The organism is Pseudomonas sp. PARCl1 (assembly GCF_947311875.1).
GTDB classification, from domain to species: Bacteria; Pseudomonadota; Gammaproteobacteria; order Pseudomonadales; family Pseudomonadaceae; genus Aquipseudomonas; species Aquipseudomonas juntendi.
In genome coordinates, this window is sequence record NZ_CAMZMX010000002.1 from 201,596 (window position 1) to 222,991 (window position 21,396).

Genomic DNA, 21,396 nt, shown 5'->3' on the forward strand with positions numbered 1-21,396 from the left:
GACCATAGCAATATAGTAGAAATACTAGATAGGAGCCCTTCAACGTGGATCAACCTGCCGCCTGCTTGCTGGCCATGGACCCACAACCGAGCCTGCTGCTGGCCGCCGATGCCAGCGTGGTGGCGCTGAACCCGGCCTTGCAGGCCTGGGTTGCCGAGGGGCCTACGTTGCTTGCTTGGCTGCCGGCCAACTATGCGGCGCTGGTCCGCGCCTGCCTGCGCCAGCACCGCGCAATCAGCGACGTGGAGGTACAGGTCGGCGCGCGCACCGTGCTCTGGACATTCATGCCGGACGACCAGGGCCAGCAGGTGCTGGGCCGCTGCCGTGACGCCAGCGAAGAGCGCCAGGGCGCACGCGAAGCCAGCCGCGCCAGGCGCCTGTACCGGTTGATCATCGAGAACACCACCGACCTGATTTCGCGGCACAGCCCCGATGGCCGTTTTCTCGATGCCTCACCGGCCGCCCATCGTCTGTTGGGCCTTTGGCCTGAGCAACTGCGTGGCAGGCTGGTGCATGGCCTGCTGCACCCGCGTGAGCGCCGCCAGGTGCTGCGCCAGGCCGCCGCTGCACTGGACCAGGACGGCTACCACACCATGACCTGCCGGGTGCGCCAGGCCAGCGGGGGCTACCGTTGGTTCGAGATCGCCAGCCGGGCGATCCGCGAAACCTACACGGGCGCGGTGGTGGAGGTGGTCAGCGTGTCTCGCGACATCACCTTGCGAATCGAAGCCCAGGAGAACCTGGCGCACAGCGCGCGGCTGGCCACCCTGGGTGAACTGGCTTCAGGCATTGCCCACGAGCTCAACCAGCCGCTGGCTGCCGTGGTCAACTATGCCAACGCCAGTCAGCGCTACCTGCACAGCCTGGGGCGTGACCCGCAGGCCCTGGAGCGGGTGGGGCAGGGCCTGCAGCGTATCAGCGAGCAGGCTACCCATGCCGCCGAAGTGATCCGCCGCCTGCGCGCGTTCCTGCGCAAGGGGCCGCGGCGCCTGCAGGCGCTGGACGTGGCTGAAGTGGCTGGCGAAGCCATGCGCCTGTGCGCCTGGGAGGCCGCCCGTGACCAGGTGCAGATCGAGCTACGCGTCAGCGCGCAACTGCCTTCGGTGTACGCCGACCGGGTGCTGTTGGAGCAGGTGCTGCTCAACTTGCTGCGCAATGCCATAGAGGCCAACCGTGAACACCACGGCGAGCGGCCATCGCATGTCCTGCTTGGCGCAACGCGGGATGGCGACGGCGTGCTGGTCGAAGTCGCCGACCAGGGCACAGGGGTCGCGCCTGAACACCTGGACGCAATTTTTACGCCGTTCACCACCAGCAAGGCGGATGGCCTGGGCCTGGGGTTGAGCATGAGCCGCAGCCTGATCGAAGGCTTCGGCGGCAGCCTGTGGGCGCGGGTGGGAGACAACGGTGGTCTGGTATTGTGCTGCCGGCTGGTAGTCAGCAGGCGCTAAGGGGAAGCTGCGGTGCAAGCAAAAGTCTATGTGGTCGATGACGACCAGGGAATGCGCGATTCGACTGTCTGGTTGCTGCAGTCGGTAGGCCTGCAGGCGTTGCCATTTGCCACCGGGCAGGCGTTTCTGGAGGCGTGCGTCGACGACGGGCCTGCCTGCGTGCTCCTGGATGTGCGCATGCCGGGGCTCGGTGGCCTTGCCGTGCAGCAGGCCATGCACGCGCGTGGGCTGGCCCTGCCGGTGGTGTTCGTCAGCGGGCATGCCGACGTGCCCATCGTGGTACGGGCGTTCAAGGCGGGTGCCTGTGACTTCATCGAAAAGCCCTACAACGATCAGTTGCTGCTCGACAGTGTGCAGGCCGCACTGGAGCGCGCGGGGCGGGTACGCCAGGGCGATCAGGCGCTGGCGCAGGTGCAGGCGCGTATCGACAGCCTCACGCCGCGAGAGCGTGACGTGTTCGTGCCGTTGGCCCAAGGGCTGAGCAACCGTGAAATCGCCGAACGCTTGGGCATCAGTGTGAAAACCGTCGACCTTTACCGCGGCCGGGTAATGAAGCGGCTCCAGGCGACCAGCCTGGCAGAGCTGGTGGGCATGGCCATAGCCTGCGGGGCGGTCGAAGCGTTGGGGCTGCGGGCTCGGCAGTAGCAACGCGGGTGGCGCCCTGGCCAAGGGCGGGGCTTGCGCAGGCCATGACCGTGGGTACCGAACGCACTGAATGATGAAATTTTGCATAGCAAGCTAATCAAAGCTTTGACATTCACTGCCTAGGCAGTAATATTTTCACACAACTCCCCGAGCGGTCATCGATGGCCCATTTTTCCCCCGAAAACTTCCAGAGCTGCGCCATTGGCATGCTGCTGGGGCGCGCGGCGATCCTCAAGGACCGCATCCTCGACTGGCACCTGGAGTCGGAGGGCGTGACCGCCGCCCAGTTCAAGGTGTTGATCATCGTCACCCAGTACCAGGTGGATACGCCGGCCGAACTGTGTCGCTACCTCGGGCTGGACAGCGGTTCGATGACCCGCATGCTCGACCGCCTCGAGCAGAAGGAGCTGATCGTGCGTAACCGCTGCGCCGACGACCGGCGCCAGGTGCGCCTGGCGCTGACGGCCGATGGCCAGCGCCTGGCCGACCGCCTGCCGGAAATCGGCGCTGCCGCTATGAACGAACTGTGCGGCGTGCTGGCCCCAGAAGAGTTGCAGACCCTGGAAGGCCTGTTGGCCAAGGTCCTGCTCAATGCCGGCGACCCCTTGACGGTGCGCCGCTTCGGCGACCGTTGAACCCTGTCACGAATTTTCAAGGTATTGTCATGGCCACTTCCACAGACACCCCGACACCCTCCGCAGCGCCCGAGCCGTCGCGCAAGCGCAAGGCCTGGCTGCTTGGCCTGCTGTTGCTGCTGGTGCTTGCCGGCATCGGCACCTGGGCCTGGTACAGCCTGGTCGGCCGCTGGTATGAAAGCACCGACGACGCCTACGTCAACGGCAACGTGGTGGAGATCACCCCCTTGATCACCGGCACTGTGACCAGCATTGGCGCCGATGACGGCGACCTGGTGCATGCCGGCCAGGTGCTGCTGCAGTTCGACCCGGCCGACAGCCAGGTGGCCCTGCAGTCGGCCGAAGCCAACCTGGCGCGCACCGTGCGCCAGGTGCGCGGACTGTACAGCAATGTCGACTCGCTCAAGGCCCAGCTGGCGACCCGCCAGGCCGAACTGCGCAAGGCGCAGCAGGACTTCAACCGGCGCAAGGTGCTGGCCGACAGCGGTGCCATCGCTGCCGAGGAGCTGTCCCACGCCCGCGATGACCTGAGCGTGGCCCAGGCCGCGGTCAACAGCGCCCGCCAGCAACTGAGCACCAGCAGTGCCCTGGTCGACGACACTGTGGTGTCTTCGCACCCTGAGGTCATGGCGGCTGCAGCCGACCTGCGCCAGGCTTACCTCGACCACGCGCGCACTACCTTGGTGGCGCCGGTCACCGGGTATGTCGCCAAGCGGACCGTGCAGCTGGGCCAGCGCCTGCAGCCGGGCACCGCGACCATGGCGGTGATCCCGCTGGACCAGGTTTGGATCGACGCCAACTTCAAGGAAACCCAGTTGCGCGACATGCGGATTGGCCAGCCGGTAGAGATCAGTGCTGACCTTTACGGCAGCGCAGTGACGTACAGCGGTACCGTCGACAGCCTCGGCGCAGGCACCGGCAGCGCCTTCGCCCTGCTACCGGCGCAGAACGCCACGGGCAACTGGATCAAGATCGTGCAGCGGGTGCCCGTGCGTATTCACCTGAACCCCGAGCAACTCAAGGACCACCCGCTGCGTATCGGCCTGTCCACCGTGGTCGAGGTCAACCTGCACGACCAGAGCGGCCCGACCCTTGCCCAGCAACCGCCGCAGAAGGCCAGCTATACCACTGAGGTTTATGACCGCCAGCTGGGCGAAGCCGATACCCTGATTGCCAAGCTGATTCACGAAAACAGCGCCCCTGGCAAGACGGCGCAGCGATGAGCGATAACGCCGCAGCGCAGTTCACCCCGCCGAGCCTGCTGCTGACCACCATCGGCCTGTCGCTGGCCACGTTCATGCAGGTGCTCGACACCACCATTGCCAACGTGGCCTTGCCGACCATCTCCGGCAACCTGGGCGTCAGCTACGAGCAGGGCACCTGGGTCATCACGTCGTTCGCGGTGAGCAATGCCATTGCCTTGCCGCTCACCGGCTGGCTGAGCCGGCGTTTTGGTGAGGTGAAGCTGTTCATCTGGGCCACGTTGCTGTTCGTGCTGGCGTCGTTCCTGTGTGGTATCGCCCAGTCCATGCCGGAGCTGGTCGGCTTCCGCGTGCTGCAGGGCGTGGTGGCCGGGCCGCTGTATCCCATGACCCAGACCCTGCTGATTGCCGTCTACCCGCCGGCGAAACGGGGGATGGCCCTGGCGCTGCTGGCGATGGTCACGGTGGTGGCGCCGATTGCCGGGCCGATTTTGGGTGGCTGGATCACCGACAGCTACAGCTGGCCATGGATCTTCTTCATCAACGTGCCGATCGGCCTGTTCGCTGCTGCAGTGGTGCGCCAGCAAATGCGCACCCGGCCGGTGGTGACCAGCCGCCAGCCGATGGACTACATCGGCCTGCTGACACTGATCATTGGCGTGGGTGCGTTGCAGGTGGTGCTGGACAAGGGTAACGACCTGGACTGGTTCGAGTCGTCGTTCATCATCGCCGGTAGTCTGATATCGGTGGTGTTCCTGGCGGTGTTCGTGATCTGGGAGCTGACCGACCGCCACCCGGTGGTGAACCTGCGGCTGTTCGTGCACCGCAATTTTCGCGTAGGCACGCTGGTGCTGGTCGGGGGGTATGCCGGCTTCTTCGGTATCAACCTGATCCTGCCGCAGTGGTTGCAGACGCAAATGGGCTACACCGCCACCTGGGCGGGCCTGGCGGTGGCGCCGATCGGCTTGCTGCCGGTGATCATGTCACCGTTCGTGGGCAAGTACGCGCACCGCTTCGACCTGCGCGTGCTGGCGGGGCTGGCGTTCCTGGCAATCGGGGGCAGCTGCTACATGCGCGCCGGGTTCACCAGCGAGGTGGATTTCCAGCATGTGGCACTGGTGCAGTTGTTCATGGGGATCGGGGTCGCGTTGTTCTTCATGCCGACCTTGAGCATCCTGCTGTCCGACCTGCCGCCGCAGCAGATCGCCGACGGCTCGGGGCTGGCCACCTTCCTGCGGACCTTGGGCGGCAGCTTTGCGGCGTCGTTGACCACCTGGATCTGGATTCGCCGGGCGGACCAGCATCATGCTTACCTGAGCGAGAACATCAGCCAGTTCGACCCGACCACGCGGCATACCCTCGAACAGCTGGGCGGGGCCAACCCGCAGAGTTATGCGCAGCTTGAGCAGATACTCAACGGGCAGGCCTACATGATGTCCACGGTTGACTACTTCACCCTGATGACCTGGGTGTTCGCCGGGTTGATCCTGTTGGTGTGGTTCGCCAAGCCGCCGTTCACCGCCAAGGCGGGGCCGGCATCGGCGGGGCATTGATGCCGTTGTGCAGGTTGGCACGCGGTGTCGGCTGCCACTTGCGCCTCCCTCTTATGCCACCGGCAGGTTCATCGACCTGGGCGGCGGGCGCTGAGCCGTGCCGCTCAGCGTGACAACGGCGTGCCGGCCAGCATCCGCGCCACCAGGTCGCTGAGCTGTGCCAGCTCGAAGGGCTTGTGCAGGACCGCGAAACGACGTGCTGTGGGCAGCTCCGGTTGCTCGCTGGTATAGCCGGTGATGAACACCACCGGCGTGGTGTCCGGCAGGCTGTTGCCCAGTGGCTGACCAACCAGCCCTCCAGGCAGGCCGATATCGGTGATCAACAAGTCCGGCTGCAGGCCGCCGTGCAGCGCGGCCACGGCGTGTTGACCATCGCCGAATGCATGCACGTCGTGGCCTTGCTCCTGCAGAATTTCGCTGATGACCAGGCGCATGGTTTCCTGGTTCTCCACCAGCATGATCAGGTTGGCCGTTCTGGCAGGCATGGGCGGTGGGGGTTGGGGCAACGCCGGTGGGGCCGCCACCTGGGTGTCGTCCCTGGGCAGGTAGATATCGATGCAGGTTCCTTTACCCGGCACACTGTCGATTTGCAGCTGGCCCCTGGATTGCCGGATGAAGCCGTAGACGATTGACAGCCCCAGCCCAGAACCCTGGCCAAGCGGCTTGGTGGTGAAAAACGGTTCCGATGCTCGCTGCATCACGTTGGCTGGCATGCCGATGCCCGAGTCGCTGACGCTGATCCGTACATAGTCGCCACACGGCACGTCCAGGCTGAGGGCCTGCTCGTGGGTCAGTGTCTGGTTGGCACTGCCAATGCACAGCGTGCCGCCGGAGGGCATGGCATCGCGGGCATTGATGCACAGGTTGAGCAAGGAGCTCTCCAGCTGCGAGAGGTCGACGCGAACCGGCCACGCACCCGGCTGGGTCTGGTCGTTGAAATGAATGCCCGCATGCAGCGAGTTGATGAGCAGTTCGCGCATGCCAGCCAGCAACTGATGCACGTCCACCGCCTGGGGCGTCAGTACCTGTTGGCGGGCAAATGCCAATAGCCGCTGTACCACCGCCGCGGCCCGTTGGGCGTCCTGGCGGGCCGCGCCAAGCAACCGCGCGGCTTCGGGGTAGCGCTGTTCATCCTGGCGTTGAATGGCGCTTTCCAGGGCAGCCAGGATGCTGCCCAGGAAATTGTTGAAGTCGTGGGCAATACCCCCGGTCAACTGACCGACCGCTTCCATCTTCTGCGACTGGACCAGGGCAGTTTCAATCTTGCGCAGGCGCTGCTGTTCGTTGATGCGCTCGGTGATGTCGTAGGCGAACAGGTAGCCACCCTGAACCATCAAGCGGTTATCACGCAACGGGTTGTAGCGGATTTCGTAGTGCCGCAGTGCTTCAGGCGGCCCTAGGGCAATGTTGTCGACGAAGGCCTCGCCCGCCACTATGCGCGGCCAGACCGGTGCCAGCTGGCTCATGATATCGGGCTGGCGCGCCAGCAACTGCGGAATGTGGTCGCCGACCTGGGGGACGAACCCGCGCAAGCGCAGGAACGTTTCCTGTGCTGTGCGATTGATGGCCAGCAGCCTGAGGTTGCAGTCGGCAGCAAATACATTGGCCAGGCTGTGGTCGACCAATTCCCCCAGCAGTTTGTTGTTTGCGTCTGCCTGGTCTACACGCTCGGCCAGTTGCTGATTGATTGCCTGCAGCCGGTGCACGCTGACTTGCGCGGTTGGCATACCGGTAAAGATCACGGCTACGCGTTTATCGCTGGCAGGCTCCAGCCGGTGCACCGACAGGCTCAACCAGCGATCGGTCGCGGCCAGCCGTTCTTCGAACTGCAACGCACGGCCGCTGCGCGCCACTTCGGCGAAGCGGGGTAGCCAGGTATCGACTTCGTTCGGGATCAGTTCACGGGCGGTCTGGCCCATCTGCTTGGCATGGGCAGTGTGACGAAGGCAGGCCTCATTGCTGAGGATGTAGCGGTAGTCATGGACCTGCCCGTTATCGTCCTCCAGCAGCTCCAGTACACAAAACCCCTCTTCCATGTGCTGGAGCAAAACATCCTGGCAGGCCGCTTTCAGCTGCAGCTCAGCAACCTGGGCCTCCAGTTCGAGCACCTTGTCGTGAAGTGCCTGTGTGCGAGAAGCGGCATCGTCCTGAACCATGCTGAGCTCCCTCGGTAATGGATCGCACTACTATAGTTACCATGATTGCCATTTGCCTTCAAAATGACCGAATGATCCGCCCCAGGGTTTCCATGGCTTGTTCGGCGGCGGCGTTCCAGGGGCTGCCGTAGTTCAGGCGAATGCAGTTGCCGAAACGTCGGGTGGGCGAAAAGATCGGCCCGGGGGCGATGCTGATGCCTTGGGCCAGGGCCATGTGGAACAGTTTGAGCGCGTCCATTTGCTCGGGCAGCTCCAGCCACAGAAAGTAACCCCCGGAGGGCTGGCTGACCCGCGTCTGGGCCGGGAAGTACCGGGCGATAGCGGCGAGCATGTTGGCCTGTTGGCCTTCCAGTGCGTAGCGCAGTTTGCGCAGGTGGCGGTCGTAGCCGCCGTGCTGCAGGTAGTCGGCGATGGCGGCCTGGGCAGGCATCGATGCACACAGGGACGTCATCAACTTCAGCCGCTCGATTTTCTGCGCGTAACGCCCGGCCGCGACCCAGCCAATGCGGTAGCCAGGGGCCAGGCTCTTGGCGAACGAGCCGCAGTGCATCACCAGCCCCTGGGTGTCGAACGCCTTGGCCGGCTTGGGTGCCTGCTGCGCGTAGTACAGCTCGGCGTAAACGTCGTCCTCGATCAGGGGCACCTGGTGCCGTGCCAGCAGTTGTACCAGCGCCTGCTTGTTCGCCTCTGGCATGCTGGCGCCGACCGGGTTCTGGAAGTTGGTCATGCACCACACGGCTTTGACCGGGTGCTTGTCCAGGGTTTGCGCGAGCACGTCCAGGTCCATGCCCTGGCGCGGGTGCACCGGGATTTCCACTGCCTTGAGCTTGAGCCGCTCCAGCACCTGCAGGCAGGCATAGAACGCGGGCGCTTCGATGGCGACCAGGTCGCCCGGCTGGGTGACCGCCTGCAGGCACAGGTTCAACGCCTCCAGGGCGCCGTTGGTGATCAGCAGTTCCTCCATGGGCAGCATCAGCCCGCCAACCATGTAGCGCAGCGCGATCTGGCGGCGCAGCTGCGGGTTACCGGGTGACAGGTCGGTCACCACTATGCGCGGGTCCATGCTGCGGCTGGCGCTGGCCAGCGAGCGTGACAGGCGTTGCAGCGGGAACAGCTCGGGGCTGGGGAAGGCGGAGCCGAACGCCACGGTGTTGGGGTCCTTGATCGAGTCGAGGATGGAGAACACCAGGGCACTGACGTCGACATCGGTGGACTCGCTGGCCGGCTGTAGCGGCTGCGGCTCGCTGAACTGGCGCGGCGCGTGGGCGTTCACGAAGTACCCCGAGCGTGGCCTGGCGCGGATCAGCCCGCGCCGTTCCAGCAGGTAATAGGCCTGGAACACCGTGGACGGGCTGACCCCGTGCGTCTGGCTGGCGTAGCGCACCGAGGGCACCCGCTGGCCGGGGCCGAGCACCCCGGAGCGGATCAGTTCGGCAATATCGTCGGCGAAGCGTTCGTAGCGTTTCATTCTGGCCTTCTGTCGAAGCCTGGCAGGCAAGGTGGTTGCAGTGTAAGGGATCAGCGGTTCATGGGTGCGACGAAGCGGCTGTGGGCCACGCTGCGTATGGCGGGGTCGTCACGTTCGCTGATGACAAAACTGAGTGTCTGCGAACTGCTGGTCGGCCGCTCGGCGAGCATTGCCACCGACACCGGCAGTTCGCTCATTTCGCCTGCGGGGATGACCAGCGCGGTGTCGCCCTGCAAGGTGAAGCCGTCGGCATCCTGCAGGCGCAGCACGTAGTGTTGGGTGCGCTCGGTCTTGTTGATGACCTTGAGCAGGTAGATGTTCTCGATCTGGCCCTGGGCGTTTTCGCGGAACAGGCCGCGGTCCTTGATCACGTCCAGCGACACCATCGGGCGCAGCTGCAAGGCCAGCACCAGCGCTGCCAGCATGACCACCAGCGCAGTGGCATAGCCCAGCAGGCGTGGCCGCAGCCAGTGGGTGGAGCCGCCTTGCAGGCTGTGTTCGGACTTGTAGCCAATCAGCCCGCGGGCATAGCCCATTTTGTCCATGACCCCGTCGCAGGCATCGATGCACGCCGCGCAACCGATGCAGGCCATCTGCAAACCGTCGCGGATATCGATACCGGTGGGGCAGACCTGCACACACAGGGTACAGTCGATGCAGTCGCCCAAACCTTGGGCGCGAGCATTGCTGCCTTTTCTGCGCGGGCCACGGGCCTCGCCACGGCGTGGGTCGTAGGCAACTGCCAGGGTGTCCTTGTCGAACATCACGCTCTGGAACCGCGCATACGGGCACATGTGCAGGCACACTGCCTCGCGCAGCAGGCCGGCATTGATGTAGGTGGCCGCGGTGAAGAACAGTACCCAGAACAACGCTACGCCGCCCAATTGCAAGGTCAGCAGTTCTGCAGCCAGCGAGCGGATCGGGGTGAAATAGCCCACGAAGGTCAGCCCTGTGGCCACGCCAATGGCCAGCCACAGGCAGTGCTTGGCCGTGCGCCGGGCCAGTTTGTTCAGGCCCCAGGGGGCGGCGGCCAGCCTGATGCGCTTATTGCGGTCGCCCTCGGTGACTTTTTCGCACCACATGAACAGCCACGTCCAGGTACTTTGCGGGCAGCTGTAGCCACACCACACCCGGCCGGCGTAAACGGTCGCGGCGAACAGGCCGAAAGCACAGATGATCAGCAGCGCCGACAGCAGAATGAAATCCTGGGGCCAGAAGGTCGCGCCAAAGATGTGGAACTTGCTGTTGGCCAGGTCCCACAGCACCGCCTGGCGGCCGTTCCAGTCGAGCCAGGCGGTGCCGAAGAACAGCAAGAAAAGCGCGCCAGCGAAACCCACGCGCAGGTTACGGTACCGCCCGGTGAAGCTGCGGGTGTAAATGCCGCTGTCGGTGCGGCGCGTTTTGACGCTGGCTGCGGTGGTGTCGATCTCTGTGCAAAGAATTCTGTCAGTCATGGGCGGGTGCTCATCATGCCTCGATCAGGCATGAGCACTATGGCGCCGAAACTGTTAGCAGCACAGGTTCAGATTTTGCACCAAAAACCATATCAGATACCGCGCAGGCGTCGCCGGCCCCTAGACCACCGAGCCTGGAGCGCTGGCCTTGAGGTGCCTGCGGCTATCCACCGCACCTGCTACCGTCAAGGCGTCGGCCTCGGCTTCGGTGATGGGCACGCGTTTGTCGTCGTGCAGCGCCACCGACATGCGCAACTGTTCGTCGGTAATGATTTCGATATCCGGGCCAGCACACTCGATACGCAGGTTTTCACCCGTCAAGGTGCAACGGCGGGTGGCTTCATCGATTTCAACGGGCATGGTCAGGCCTCCTGGGTGGGTTACAGGGTGGACCGCGAGGGGGGCCGGGTCGTTGCATCAACGGGCTGAGTGGCACTTTGCACGGCGGCTGGCGGTCAGTGTCTATACACAGCAGGCCCGGCTGCTTGCAGACACACCCTGCGCACTGCCGGGCAGGTAGCACAATGCTCAGCATGGGAACCAGGCAATGGAGCTGATCTGGCAGGTAATACAGGCAGAGTTCGCCGATGTGACCGACGCGAGTGAGGTCACGCGCATTCTTTTACGGCTGTTGATGGCAGCGGTGCTTGGTGCAGTACTGGGGTTCGAGCGCGAACACAGGGGCAAGTCGGCGGGCGTACGCACGCACATGCTGGTGTCGCTGGGGGCCGCGCTGTTCGTGCTGGCACCGAGCATGGCCGGGGCCGATGCACAAGCCCTGAGCCGGGTGATACAAGGTATCGTCGCCGGTATCGGCTTTCTGGGTGCGGGCACCATCCTCAAAGGCAACGGCAAGGACACCAGCCATGTGAAGGGGCTGACCACGGCCGCAGGTTTGTGGATGACCGCTGCCATTGGTACGGCCGCTGGCATGGGCCGCGAAGCCACAGCGCTGATCAGCACGGTGCTGGCCCTGCTGGTGCTGGCCACGATGCCGGTGCTGGTGGACAAGTTCGAGGGGGAAAACGAGGATAAACAGAAGGAGGAAGAGGGCAGGAAGCACTGAGGGGAGCCGAAGCTCCCCTCAAAGCGTTGTTGCCTGCTCTTTTTTTATTATTGGGACTGGCCTGTTGTTGTTTTTGTCGGCGTGTCCTGGTGTTGCGGGCGACCCCCATGCGGGGTCAAGAGCAAACGTATTTTTTTGAGCGCTGACCTGCTTTCATCATTGCTGATCCGAACCTGGCTGCTGCTACCTCGAGGTAGTTTTGTTGTTCTGTGCCAGACCGCGGGGCGGGCCCCTGAAAAGACTGCCTACTCCAAAAAAATCTGCTTGCTGCGCCTCTGCCGTGTTGTTCTTGTTATGTCAGAGCCGTTATCTGTTGTTTTTATTGGGTATCGCATTTTTTTTGTTGTTGTACGAAAGATATAGCAGGCAGCGTGCCAACTTTTGAATACCCTTTAGAATCAAGCAGTTAGCGGATTTTAAAAAAATGCAGGGCCCGAATTTTTGTCGATTTGTTTCCCTGTTACCCGATTTTTCGCTGTGGAATGGGGGGCGGTAACACTCACCCACACCTCTGTGACACCTTCATGACCTACTGCGCCATGCGCGCCCGCGCCACCCGTGAACCGTTGCTGCGGCCCAGTACCTGGCTGATGCGCTGCCCAGCGGCAATCAGCCGGTCCAGGTCGATGCCGGTTTCGATGCCCAGCCCCTGCAACAGGTAAAGCACATCCTCGCTGGCGATATTGCCGGTGGCGCCCTTGGCATACGGGCAACCGCCCAGGCCGGCGACCGAGCTGTCGAACACATTGATGCCTTCGAGCAGGCTGGCGTAGACATTGGCCAGGGCCTGGCCATACGTGTCATGGAAGTGCCCGGCCAGTTGCTCGCGTGGCACCTGCGCCGACACCACCTCGAACAGGCGCCGGGTGTCGCCGGCGGTGCCAGTGCCGATAGTGTCGCCCAGCGATACCTCGTAGCAGCCCATGTCGCGCAGCTCGCGGGCAATCGGTGCCACCTGCTCGGCGCTGACCTTGCCTTCGTAGGGGCAGCCCAGCACGCACGACACATAGCCACGCACCCGCACACCGTGGCTGCGGGCAGCTGCCATGATCGGTTCGAAGCGCTTGAGGCTGTCGCTGACCGAGCAGTTGATGTTGCGCTGCGAGAACGCTTCGGTGGCCGCTGCGAACACCGCCACTTCCTTTACGCCTGCGGCCAGTGCGTCTTCAAAACCGCGCAGGTTCGGTGCCAGCGCTGCATAGGTAACGCCTGGGCGCTGCTGGATGCCGGCAAACACTTCGGCCGAGCCGGCCATTTGCGGCACCCACTTGGGCGACACGAAACTGCCCACTTCAATGTAGGCCAGGCCCGCTTCGGTGAGGTCGTCTACCAGGCGCACCTTGGCGCTGACGCTGATGGGTTGGGCTTCGTTCTGCAGGCCGTCGCGGGGGCCGACTTCGACCAGGCGCACGTGGTTGGGCAGGGACATGGTGGTTTTCCTGTGGCGTTCAGCGGTTGTCTGTGTTGTTGAGGGTGGCGGCCAGTGCTTGCTCGCAGCGTTCCTGGGCCGTGTCCAGCTCCAGTTGCATCTGGTGAATGTCGAGCAGTTGCTGCTCCAGCTGGGCGCGGCGTTCGGCGATTTTCGCCAGCATGCTGTTGAGCTGTTTGAGGTTGCCGCTGGTGGGGTCGTACAGCTCGATCAGCTCGCGGCACTCGGCCAGGGAAAAGCCGATGCGCTTGCCACGCAATATGAGCTTCAGGCTGACCTTGTCGCGCGCCGAATAGATACGTTCCAGGCCCCGGCGCTCCGGGCTCAACAGGCCCTGTTCCTCGTAGAAGCGGATGGCGCGGGTGGTGATGTCCAGTTCGCGGGACAGGTCGGAGATGCTGTAGGTCTGCGTGCTCATGCTGGGGCTCAGGCGGAAGTATCCGGGTATCCTGAGGCCAGCTTGACGTAAACGTCAAGCAAGCGCGAGCGTGGGCATGGCCTGCGGACCTGGGGCCAGGCAGGCCGGTCATTCAGGCTGCACTGCCCGCCGATACGCATTGGGCGTTTGCCCACTCAGGCGCTTGAACCAGCGGGCAAAGTAGGTGGGGTCGCTGAACCCCAGGCTATCGGACAACTGGCCGATGCTCATGCGTGTGTAAACCAGGCTGCGCCGCGCCTCGAGCAACAGGCGCTGGTGCACCACTTGCAACGCCGTCTGCCCGCTCAGCGCCCGGCACAGCTGGTTCAACTGCAGGCTCTGCACATTCAGCCGTGCGGCGAATGCCTCTATCGACAAGTGCTCGCGGTAGTGCGCTTCGACCAGGCGCAAATACTGCCCCAGCAACTGGCGGTCGCGTTCATCGCGCGTGCGCGGGGCCTGCCCAAGCTGCTGACGGCGGCTGATCCACACCATCAGGGCGGTCACCAACGCCTCCAGCATGGCGGCCCGCGATGGGGCGTTGCCCTGGTATTCCTGCTGCAAGGTCTCGATCAGGCTGCGCAGGTGCGCGCGATCCCGGCCCAGCGGGTAGCTTACCGGCTTGGACAACACCGCCAGCGGTGCGCCCAGGCGCTGCTCAAGGTTGGCCACCAGCGCGGCGCCAAAAGTGAGCACGTGGCCCTGGATGTCGGCACTGAAGCGAAAGCCATGCACGGTCAGGGGGGGCACCACCTGGATCGCGGCTTCGCTTATGGCAGTGCGGGTGCCCTCGATTTCCACCTGGGCCTGCCCGCGTTGCACGTACAGCAATTGAAACAGCTCGGCATGTTGGTGGGGCTTGATCTCCCAGTGGTGCAGGCGGCTGCGTGCCGGGATCGGCTCACAGTGCAGCAGGTCGGTACCAGGCCAGGCCTGGTTTTCCCCATACAACTTGAACAGCGGAACGCCGGGTAGGGTGGATTTCATCAGCTTTGGCCTGTCCGTTAATCGAACGTTTTTTGTAAAAGTGCAGGTTTTGCATGGAATAGCACAGCTCAGTTGCGGGTTTTGCCCGTAAAAATGCAAAGGCAAACCCTAACAGCAGATGCCGCGCCACCGCCAGTGCAGGGCCGGTATCGTTCCAACAGAGACAACAACAATGAAAACTCAGGTTGCAATCATTGGCGCGGGCCCGTCGGGCCTGCTGCTGGGTCAACTGCTGCATAACGCCGGTATCGACACGGTGATCGTCGAGCGCCAGACCGCCGAGTACGTGCTGGGCCGCATCCGCGCCGGTGTGCTGGAGCAGGGCACGGTCGACCTGTTGCGCGAGGCCGGTGTGGCCGAACGTATGGACCGCGAAGGCCTGGTGCACGAAGGTGTCGAGCTGCTGGTTGGCGGGCGCCGCCAGCGCCTGGATCTCAAGGCCCTGACCGGCGGCAAGACGGTGATGGTCTATGGCCAGACCGAAGTTACCCGTGACCTGATGCAGGCCCGTGCAGCCAACGGGGCCCCCATCTTCTATTCGGCCAGCAATGTTCAGCCGCATGAGCTCAAGGGCGAGAAGCCCTACCTGACCTTTGAAAAAGACGGTCAGGTCCAGCGCCTGGATTGCGATTACATTGCTGGCTGTGACGGCTTCCATGGGGTTTCCCGGCAGAGCATTCCCGAGGGTGTGCTCAAACAATACGAACGGGTATACCCCTTCGGCTGGCTGGGCCTGCTGGCGGATACACCGCCGGTCAACCATGAACTGATCTATGCCCACCACGCCCGCGGTTTCGCGCTGTGCAGCCAACGTTCGCAAACCCGCAGCCGCTACTACCTGCAAGTGCCGCTGCAAGACCGTGTCGAGGAGTGGCCCGACGAGCGCTTCTGGGCCGAACTGAAAGCGCGTTTGCCTGCCGAGGTGGCAGCGGACCTGGTCACAGGCCCGGCCCTGGAGAAGAGCATCGCGCCGCTGCGCAGCCTGGTGGTGGAACCGATGCAGTATGGCCACCTGTTCCTGGTCGGCGATGCCGCGCATATCGTGCCGCCAACCGGGGCCAAGGGGTTGAACCTGGCAGCCTCGGACGTCAACTACCTGTACCGGATTCTGCTCAAGGTGTTCCGCGAGGGGCGTACCGAGCTGTTGCAGCAGTATTCGCCCCTGGCCCTGCGCCGGGTATGGAAGGGCGAGCGTTTCAGCTGGTTCATGACCCAACTGCTGCACGACTTCGGCAGCCACAAGGACGCCTGGGACCAGAAGATGCAAGAGGCTGATCGCGAGTACTTCCTGACCTCGCCGGCAGGTTTGCTGAACATTGCCGAAAACTATGTGGGCCTGCCGTTCGAAGAGGTGGTTTGAGGCTGCCGCCTCCCGCTGACGAGGCCGGGAGCCAGGAAAATCGCGCAAAAGCTTGAACTCGGGTTTGGCCATGACCCACAGTGGCGGGCTGAATGGGTGAAGCAGGAAGCACGCGATGACATTTTCCAAGCCACTGCTCGTGGCCCTGTGGCTGCTGGCCGCCAGCGGGGCGGCGAAGGCCGACCAGGCGCTGCCAGTTGCACCGGAACTGGCTTCCGGGTACCGCACCGGCCTGCAGCCGGTGCACGCCAGCCGGCACATGGTGGCCGCTGCCAACCCGCTGGCCAGCGAAGCGGGGCGGGCGATACTGCGGGCCGGTGGCAGCGCCATCGACGCTGCCATCGCCATGCAAATGGTGCTGACCCTGGTCGAGCCGCAGTCCAGTGGCATTGGCGGTGGGGCTTTCATCCTGTATTGGGATGGCGAGCGCGTGCAGGCGTTCGACGGCCGCGAGGCAGCCCCGGCGGGGGTCACGGAACAACTGTTTCTGCAGGCCGATGGTGAGCCGATGCCGTTCCGCCAGGCGCAGATCGGTGGCCGCTCGGTGGGGGTGCCGGGTGTGCTGCGGGCGTTGCAGATGGCCCACCAGCGCTATGGCAAGCTGCCCTGGCGCGACCTGTTTGCGCCGGCCATCGCCTTGGCCCGCAGCGGCTTTGCGGTTTCCCCGCGCTTGCACACCTTGATAGCCGGTGACCCGTTCATTGCCCAGTCACCGGCCATGGCGCGTTATTTTCTGGATGAACAGGGCAGGCCCTTGCCTGTGGGAGCTACCCTGCGCAACCCGGCGCTTGCCCAAACCCTGGAGCTGATCGCTGCGCACGGCGCCGATGTGTTCTACAGCGGCGAGATTGCCCAGGCCATGGTGGCCCAGGTGCGCAGCCATGCCAATCCCGGTTACCTGTCGCTGCAGGACTTGCAGCTGTACCAGGCCAGGCAGCGCGAGCCGGTATGCGGCCCCTACAAGGCTTGGCAAATTTGCGGCGTGCCGCCGCCGTCTTCCGGCGGGGTAACGGTGTTGCAGACCCTGGGCATCCTTGAAGCCGCTCAACGGGCCGTGCCTGCGCATGACCTGGCTGGGTTGCGGCCGCAGCCCACTTCATCCCCGGCGGGCATTGAAGCAGCGCCAATGGCCGTGCACCTGGTCGCCGAGGCCGAGCGCCTGGCGTATGCCGACCGCGCCCAGTACCTGGCAGACAGCGATTATGTGCCCGTGCCGGTCAAGGCCCTCACCCACCCGGCCTACCTGGCCAGCCGCGCCGCCTTGATCGGGGCACACAGCATGAAACGTGCGCGCCCAGGCCAGCCGCCTGGTGTCGACCTGGCCCTGGCACCGGACCGCTCGCCCCTGCGCATTTCTACCTCGCACCTGAGCGCAGTGGATGACAGCGGTCATGCCCTGGCCATGACCACCTCGGTCGAGGCCGCGTTCGGCGCGCACGTGATGGTCAGAGGCTTCCTGCTCAACAACACCCTGACCGACTTTTCGTTCATCGCGCAGGAGCGTGGCCGGCCTGTGGCCAACCGGGTACAACCTGGCAAGCGGCCGCTGTCGGCCATGGCGCCGACCCTGGTATTTTCCCGCGCTGGCGGGGAGCTGGTGGCCAGCCTGGGTTCGCCGGGGGGCTCACAGATCATCGGTTACGTGAACAAGGCACTGCTCGGACTGCTGGATTGGCAACTGGACCCGCAGCAGGCTGCCGGCCTGCCCAATTTCGGCAGCCGCAATGCCGGCACGGAAGTGGAGGCAGGGCTGGCCAGCCCGGCACTGGTCCGCCAGTTGGCGGCCTGGGGCCACGAGGTCACGCCAATGACCATGACCAGCGGCATGCAGATCATCCAGCGCACGGCTGACGGCTGGGCTGGAGGGGCCGATCCGCGGCGCGAAGGGGTCGCCCTCGGCGACTAAGCAGGGCGTTGCAGGGCCTGGTATAGCGTGATAGAAGTCTGTCTTGTCATTCATTAGTTGAATACCAAGATGTCCAATAGCGCGAAATCGAATAGGGCCCTGTTCGACCTTGACCTGTTGCGCGCCACGGTGGTGGTGGCCGACTGCGGCAGTTTCACCACCGCGGCCGCTCGCCTGCATTCCACCCAGTCGACCATCAGCCAGAAGGTTCGCCGCCTGGAGGACATGGTTGGCCACCGGTTACTGGTACGCGGCAACCGCGACGTGCTGCCAACCGACGCCGGGCAGACCCTGCTGGGCTATGCCCGGCATATGCTGGCGCTGAACGACCAGATGCTCGAAGCCTTGGCCGGGGCCATGGTCGGCACCACCGTGCGCCTGGGTGTGCCGGAAGACTTCGTCGGCGGGCGGACCACCAATGCGCTGGCGGCGTTCAGCCGCCTGCACCCGCAGGTAAAGCTGGAGGTGACCAGCGGCCTGTGCCGCGACCTCAGCCAGGCCTACGACAACGGTGAGCTCGACCTGGTGCTGCTCAAGCAGCGGCGCAACACCCGCGAGGGCGTGGCATGCTGGCCAGAGCGCCTGCAGTGGATCGACAGTGCCCGCGCGCCGGCGTTCGAGCTGGACCCGATTCCGCTGGTGACCTTTCCGCCACGCGGCCTGTACCGCGAAGACATGATCAATGCCATCGAGGGCATGGGCCGGCGCTGGCGTATCAGCTTCACCAGTTCCAGCCTCAGTGGCATCCAGGCGGCCGTGGCCGATGGCATGGGCGTCAGTTTGCTCCCGCCGCGCGCGGCGACAGGCGAGCACCGGGTGCTGGGCGAGGGGCAGGGGCTGCCGGAGATCGATAGCTATGAAATCGTCATTGTTCACCGGCCGACCGCTGACATCATGGTCAAGGCCTTGGCCGAGGTCATGACTCAATTGCTGGCCGGGGGCGGCATCTAGCCCAACAAGAAAAGTGTTTCAGGCTGTGGCGCGATGGAATGTCTGGCAGGGCCGTGCAGTCCCACCGTTAACGTGGGCAGTACGCCCAGCAACCCAAGCCATGGAGACGCACTATGAAAACAGCTGCATTTGTCGCTTTACTGGCCAGCGCCGGGTTGGCCCAGGCGGCCGAAACGGTCGAACTCAAGCTGGCCGGGCCCGACGGCCCTGGCACGTCCATTGGCACTATCAGCATCGAGCAGAACAAATATGGCACGTTGCTCATCCCCGACCTGAAGGACCTGCCGCCAGGTGTGCACGGCTTCCACCTCCACCAGAACGCCTCGTGCGCACCGGCGCAAGAAGGCGGCAAGCCTGTGCCAGCGGGCGCTGCGGGCGGGCATTGGGACCCGGATTCCAGCAACGCCCACAAAGGCCCCTATGATGACAGCGGTCATCGTGGCGACTTGCCGGCGCTGTATGTGGGGGCCGATGGCAAGGCCACCTATCCGGTCCTCGCCCCGCGGCTGAAGGCCACCGATTTCAAAGGCCATGCACTGATGGTGCACGCCGGCGGTGACAACCACAGCGACCACCCCGAGAAGCTGGGTGGCGGTGGAGCCCGGGTGGCCTGCGGGGTCGTGCAGTAAACGCTTGCCCGTGCGCCTGAAACAAGGCCGCCCCTGCAGGTTCACGCAAACCTGCGGGGGCGGCCTTGTGTCGGGAGCAGGGCGCCCTGCGCCCCGGTGCCTCAGCGCTTGGGGTTCAGCGTCAAATGCACGTGACGGTTCACGTCCTTGTACAGCAGGTAGCTGAACTTGCCTGGGCCACCTGCGTAGCAGGCTTGCGGGCAGAAGGCGCGCAGCCACATGAAGTCGCCGGCTTCCACTTCGACCCAGTCCTGGTTCAGGCGGTACACCGCCTTGCCTTCCAGCACGTACAGGCCATGCTCCATCACGTGGGTTTCGGCGAACGGGATCACGCCGCCGGGCTGGAAGGTGACGATGTTCACATGCATGTCGTGACGCATGTCGGCCATGTCGACGAAGCGGGTAGTGACCCAGCGGCCTTCGGTGCCCGGCATTTCAATGACGGTGGCGTTGTCACGGTGGGTCACGAACGACTCAGGTGCGTCCAGGCCCTCGACTTTCTGGTAGTGCTTGCGCAGCCAGTGGAAGGTGACATTGGCTTTGCTGTTGTTGCGCAGGCTCCACTCGGCGCCTGGCGCCAGGAACGCGTAGCCGCCTGGCACCAGGGTGTGGTGCTTGCCTTCGACGGTGATGTCCAGTTCGCCTTCGACGATGAACACCACGGCCTCGGCATCAGGGTCCAGCTCAGGGCGTTCGCTGCCGCCTTCCGGGGCCACTTCGACGATGTACTGCGAGAAAGTCTCGGCAAAACCGGTCAGTGGGCGGGCGATGACCCACATGCGCATCTTGTCCCAGAATGGCAAGTGGCTGGTGACGATGTCACGCATTACGCCTTTGGGGATGACGGCATAGGCTTCGGTGAACATGGCACGGTCAGTCAGCAGCTCGGTTTGAGCCGGGTGCCCACCGTGGGGGGCGAAGTACGAATGGTTCGACATGGACAATCTCGACTTGTTGTTCTCTCCCCGTGCCGTGAACCGCACCGGCCGGTGCGGCGCAGGGGATGTGGCGACAGAATAGGGTCGAGCGCGCGCCATGCACAAATTAAATGTTGGAATACCCAGGATTCGATCGCTGAATGCGCGTTCGCACGCAGGGGCTGCCGAGCAGATAGTTCCGACATATTTTTCACATTCCCTTGTTAGGATCCCCCGGCATTTCCAAGGAGCCCCCCTTATGCCGTCTATCCTGCGCAAGCGCAGCACCCGAATCGTCTTCACCGCCACCACTGGCCTGCTCGTGGCCACATTGGGCTTTTTCGCCTGGCAAAGCTTCTATCCGGTGCAGGCCGCGGCAGGTTGGAAAGTCGGTGTGCTGCACCGTGACGTGACCAAGGCCGCGTCACTGCTGCCGCAAGCCGATGGCAGCCTGCTGGTCAGCCGCGAGCTGGACGACGGCCGCGGCAGCATCCTCAAGATCGCCGCCGACGGCGCCCGGGTGGTAGTCATCAATAACCTGTCCAAACCCGACGGCATGGTCGCGGCCCAGGGCGGTTGGGTATTCAGCCAGGAGGGCGGTGCCGCGCCCGTCAGCCTGGCCCGCAATGGCAAGGTCACGCCGTTGTTCGATGGCGACAGCGTGCAAGGGCTGTGGAACGACGGCAAGCACCTGTATGCCATCGAAGACCGCAAAGGTAACGGCCGCCTCATGCGCTACGACTGGCAGAGCGGGCAACTTGACATACTGCGTTCCGGCCTGACAGAAACCGAAGGGCTGACACGCTGTCGGGGCGACCTGTTGTACACCGAAAAAGCCAAGGGCACCGTGCGCGCCCTGGCCGACGATGGCAGCGACCCGGTGGTGGTCGACGGTTTGCGCAACCCCACGTTCCTGTACTGTGACCAGCGTGGCCTGTGGATCAGCGAGGACAACACGCACCGCGCCCGGCTGCTGCGCATCGCTGCCGACGGCAGCCAGCACACGGTGCTGACGTTTCTCAAGGCGCCCCAGGCCATCATCGCCGACGGCAAGGGCGGTTACCTGCTGGCCGAGGGCGGACGCGACCGTGTCTTGCACCTGACGCCGCCAGCAGAGCCGGTCACGGCCCAGCGCTAGTCGCAACAGCGTGCTTCCCTGCACGGCCGTG

The 21,396-nt window shown here is 64.3% G+C and carries 19 protein-coding genes; 11 read left to right on the plus strand and 8 right to left on the minus strand.

What is annotated here, in order from left to right; translation table 11 throughout:
- Positions 1-74: 74 nt before the first annotated feature.
- From QME24_RS02125 to QME24_RS02145, 5 genes are all read left to right on the plus strand, one after another.
- On the plus strand, positions 75-1,451 hold the full coding sequence (locus tag QME24_RS02125) for a PAS domain S-box protein (protein WP_232892160.1): 1,377 nt from the start codon (positions 75-77) through the stop codon (positions 1,449-1,451).
- A gap of 12 nt (positions 1,452-1,463) precedes the next feature.
- Positions 1,464-2,096, plus strand: coding sequence for a response regulator (locus tag QME24_RS02130; RefSeq protein ID WP_082414581.1), 633 nt, complete (start codon positions 1,464-1,466; stop codon positions 2,094-2,096).
- 161 nt (positions 2,097-2,257) lie between these two features.
- A complete protein-coding gene (locus QME24_RS02135) occupies positions 2,258-2,731 on the plus strand; it encodes a MarR family transcriptional regulator (RefSeq protein WP_009686669.1) in 474 nt (157 codons plus the stop codon).
- 29 nt (positions 2,732-2,760) lie between these two features.
- Positions 2,761-3,954: an HlyD family efflux transporter periplasmic adaptor subunit gene (locus QME24_RS02140; protein WP_009686670.1), complete on the plus strand. Its 1,194-nt coding sequence runs from the start codon at positions 2,761-2,763 to the stop codon at positions 3,952-3,954.
- Positions 3,951-5,486, plus strand: a complete 1,536-nt coding sequence (locus QME24_RS02145; RefSeq protein WP_009686671.1) for a DHA2 family efflux MFS transporter permease subunit — start codon at positions 3,951-3,953, stop codon at positions 5,484-5,486. The genes QME24_RS02140 and QME24_RS02145 overlap by 4 nt, the downstream gene beginning before the upstream one ends.
- 104 nt (positions 5,487-5,590) lie before the next feature.
- Here the strand turns inward: QME24_RS02145 and QME24_RS02150 are convergent, their stop codons facing one another.
- From QME24_RS02150 to QME24_RS02165, 4 genes are all read right to left on the minus strand, one after another.
- Positions 5,591-7,642, minus strand: a complete 2,052-nt coding sequence (locus tag QME24_RS02150) for a PAS domain-containing sensor histidine kinase (protein ID WP_235767750.1) — start codon at positions 7,640-7,642, stop codon at positions 5,591-5,593.
- 58 nt (positions 7,643-7,700) lie between these two features.
- Positions 7,701-9,110 (minus strand): GntR family transcriptional regulator MpaR, encoded by a 1,410-nt coding sequence (gene mapR, locus QME24_RS02155; RefSeq protein ID WP_280091104.1) that lies wholly within the window; start codon positions 9,108-9,110, stop codon positions 7,701-7,703.
- A gap of 50 nt (positions 9,111-9,160) precedes the next feature.
- On the minus strand, positions 9,161-10,564 hold the full coding sequence (gene ccoG, locus QME24_RS02160; protein WP_054904441.1) for a cytochrome c oxidase accessory protein CcoG: 1,404 nt from the start codon (positions 10,562-10,564) through the stop codon (positions 9,161-9,163).
- A 120-nt stretch (positions 10,565-10,684) separates the two neighbouring features.
- Positions 10,685-10,924 (minus strand): DUF3203 family protein, encoded by a 240-nt coding sequence (locus QME24_RS02165; protein WP_280091105.1) that lies wholly within the window; start codon positions 10,922-10,924, stop codon positions 10,685-10,687.
- A 187-nt stretch (positions 10,925-11,111) separates the two neighbouring features.
- Between QME24_RS02165 and QME24_RS02170 the strand changes: the two genes are divergently transcribed.
- Positions 11,112-11,630 (plus strand): MgtC/SapB family protein, encoded by a 519-nt coding sequence (locus QME24_RS02170; RefSeq protein ID WP_009686678.1) that lies wholly within the window; start codon positions 11,112-11,114, stop codon positions 11,628-11,630.
- A gap of 529 nt (positions 11,631-12,159) precedes the next feature.
- On the opposite strand, the gene QME24_RS02175 is transcribed toward QME24_RS02170, so the two are convergent.
- The 3 genes from QME24_RS02175 to QME24_RS02185 all read right to left on the minus strand — a co-directional run bounded on the left by QME24_RS02175 (position 12,160) and on the right by QME24_RS02185 (position 14,464).
- Positions 12,160-13,059 carry a hydroxymethylglutaryl-CoA lyase gene (locus QME24_RS02175; protein ID WP_029886492.1) on the minus strand — a complete coding sequence of 300 codons (900 nt, stop codon included), beginning with the start codon at positions 13,057-13,059 and terminating at the stop codon, positions 12,160-12,162.
- Between the two features lie 19 nt (positions 13,060-13,078).
- Positions 13,079-13,477, minus strand: a complete 399-nt coding sequence (locus QME24_RS02180) for a MerR family DNA-binding transcriptional regulator (RefSeq protein WP_009686680.1) — start codon at positions 13,475-13,477, stop codon at positions 13,079-13,081.
- Between the two features lie 108 nt (positions 13,478-13,585).
- Positions 13,586-14,464: a helix-turn-helix domain-containing protein gene (locus QME24_RS02185; protein ID WP_009686681.1), complete on the minus strand. Its 879-nt coding sequence runs from the start codon at positions 14,462-14,464 to the stop codon at positions 13,586-13,588.
- Positions 14,465-14,636: 172 nt separating this feature from the next.
- On the opposite strand from QME24_RS02185, the gene pobA reads away from it, so the two are divergent.
- From pobA to sodC, 4 genes are all read left to right on the plus strand, one after another.
- Positions 14,637-15,824 carry a 4-hydroxybenzoate 3-monooxygenase gene (gene pobA / locus QME24_RS02190; RefSeq protein WP_192440149.1) on the plus strand — a complete coding sequence of 396 codons (1,188 nt, stop codon included), beginning with the start codon at positions 14,637-14,639 and terminating at the stop codon, positions 15,822-15,824.
- Between the two features lie 115 nt (positions 15,825-15,939).
- A complete protein-coding gene (gene ggt, locus QME24_RS02195) occupies positions 15,940-17,730 on the plus strand; it encodes a gamma-glutamyltransferase (RefSeq protein WP_280091106.1) in 1,791 nt (596 codons plus the stop codon).
- Between the two features lie 69 nt (positions 17,731-17,799).
- On the plus strand, positions 17,800-18,681 hold the full coding sequence (locus QME24_RS02200) for a LysR substrate-binding domain-containing protein (RefSeq protein WP_009686685.1): 882 nt from the start codon (positions 17,800-17,802) through the stop codon (positions 18,679-18,681).
- A gap of 113 nt (positions 18,682-18,794) precedes the next feature.
- On the plus strand, positions 18,795-19,310 hold the full coding sequence (gene sodC, locus QME24_RS02205; protein ID WP_054904436.1) for a superoxide dismutase family protein: 516 nt from the start codon (positions 18,795-18,797) through the stop codon (positions 19,308-19,310).
- Positions 19,311-19,411: 101 nt separating this feature from the next.
- Here the strand turns inward: sodC and QME24_RS02210 are convergent, their stop codons facing one another.
- Positions 19,412-20,248: a bifunctional allantoicase/(S)-ureidoglycine aminohydrolase gene (locus QME24_RS02210; RefSeq protein WP_029886486.1), complete on the minus strand. Its 837-nt coding sequence runs from the start codon at positions 20,246-20,248 to the stop codon at positions 19,412-19,414.
- A 238-nt stretch (positions 20,249-20,486) separates the two neighbouring features.
- Here QME24_RS02210 and QME24_RS02215 point away from each other — a divergent pair, with 238 nt between their 5' ends.
- A complete protein-coding gene (locus tag QME24_RS02215; protein WP_280091107.1) occupies positions 20,487-21,365 on the plus strand; it encodes a hypothetical protein in 879 nt (292 codons plus the stop codon).
- The last annotated feature ends 31 nt before the right edge of the window (positions 21,366-21,396 follow it).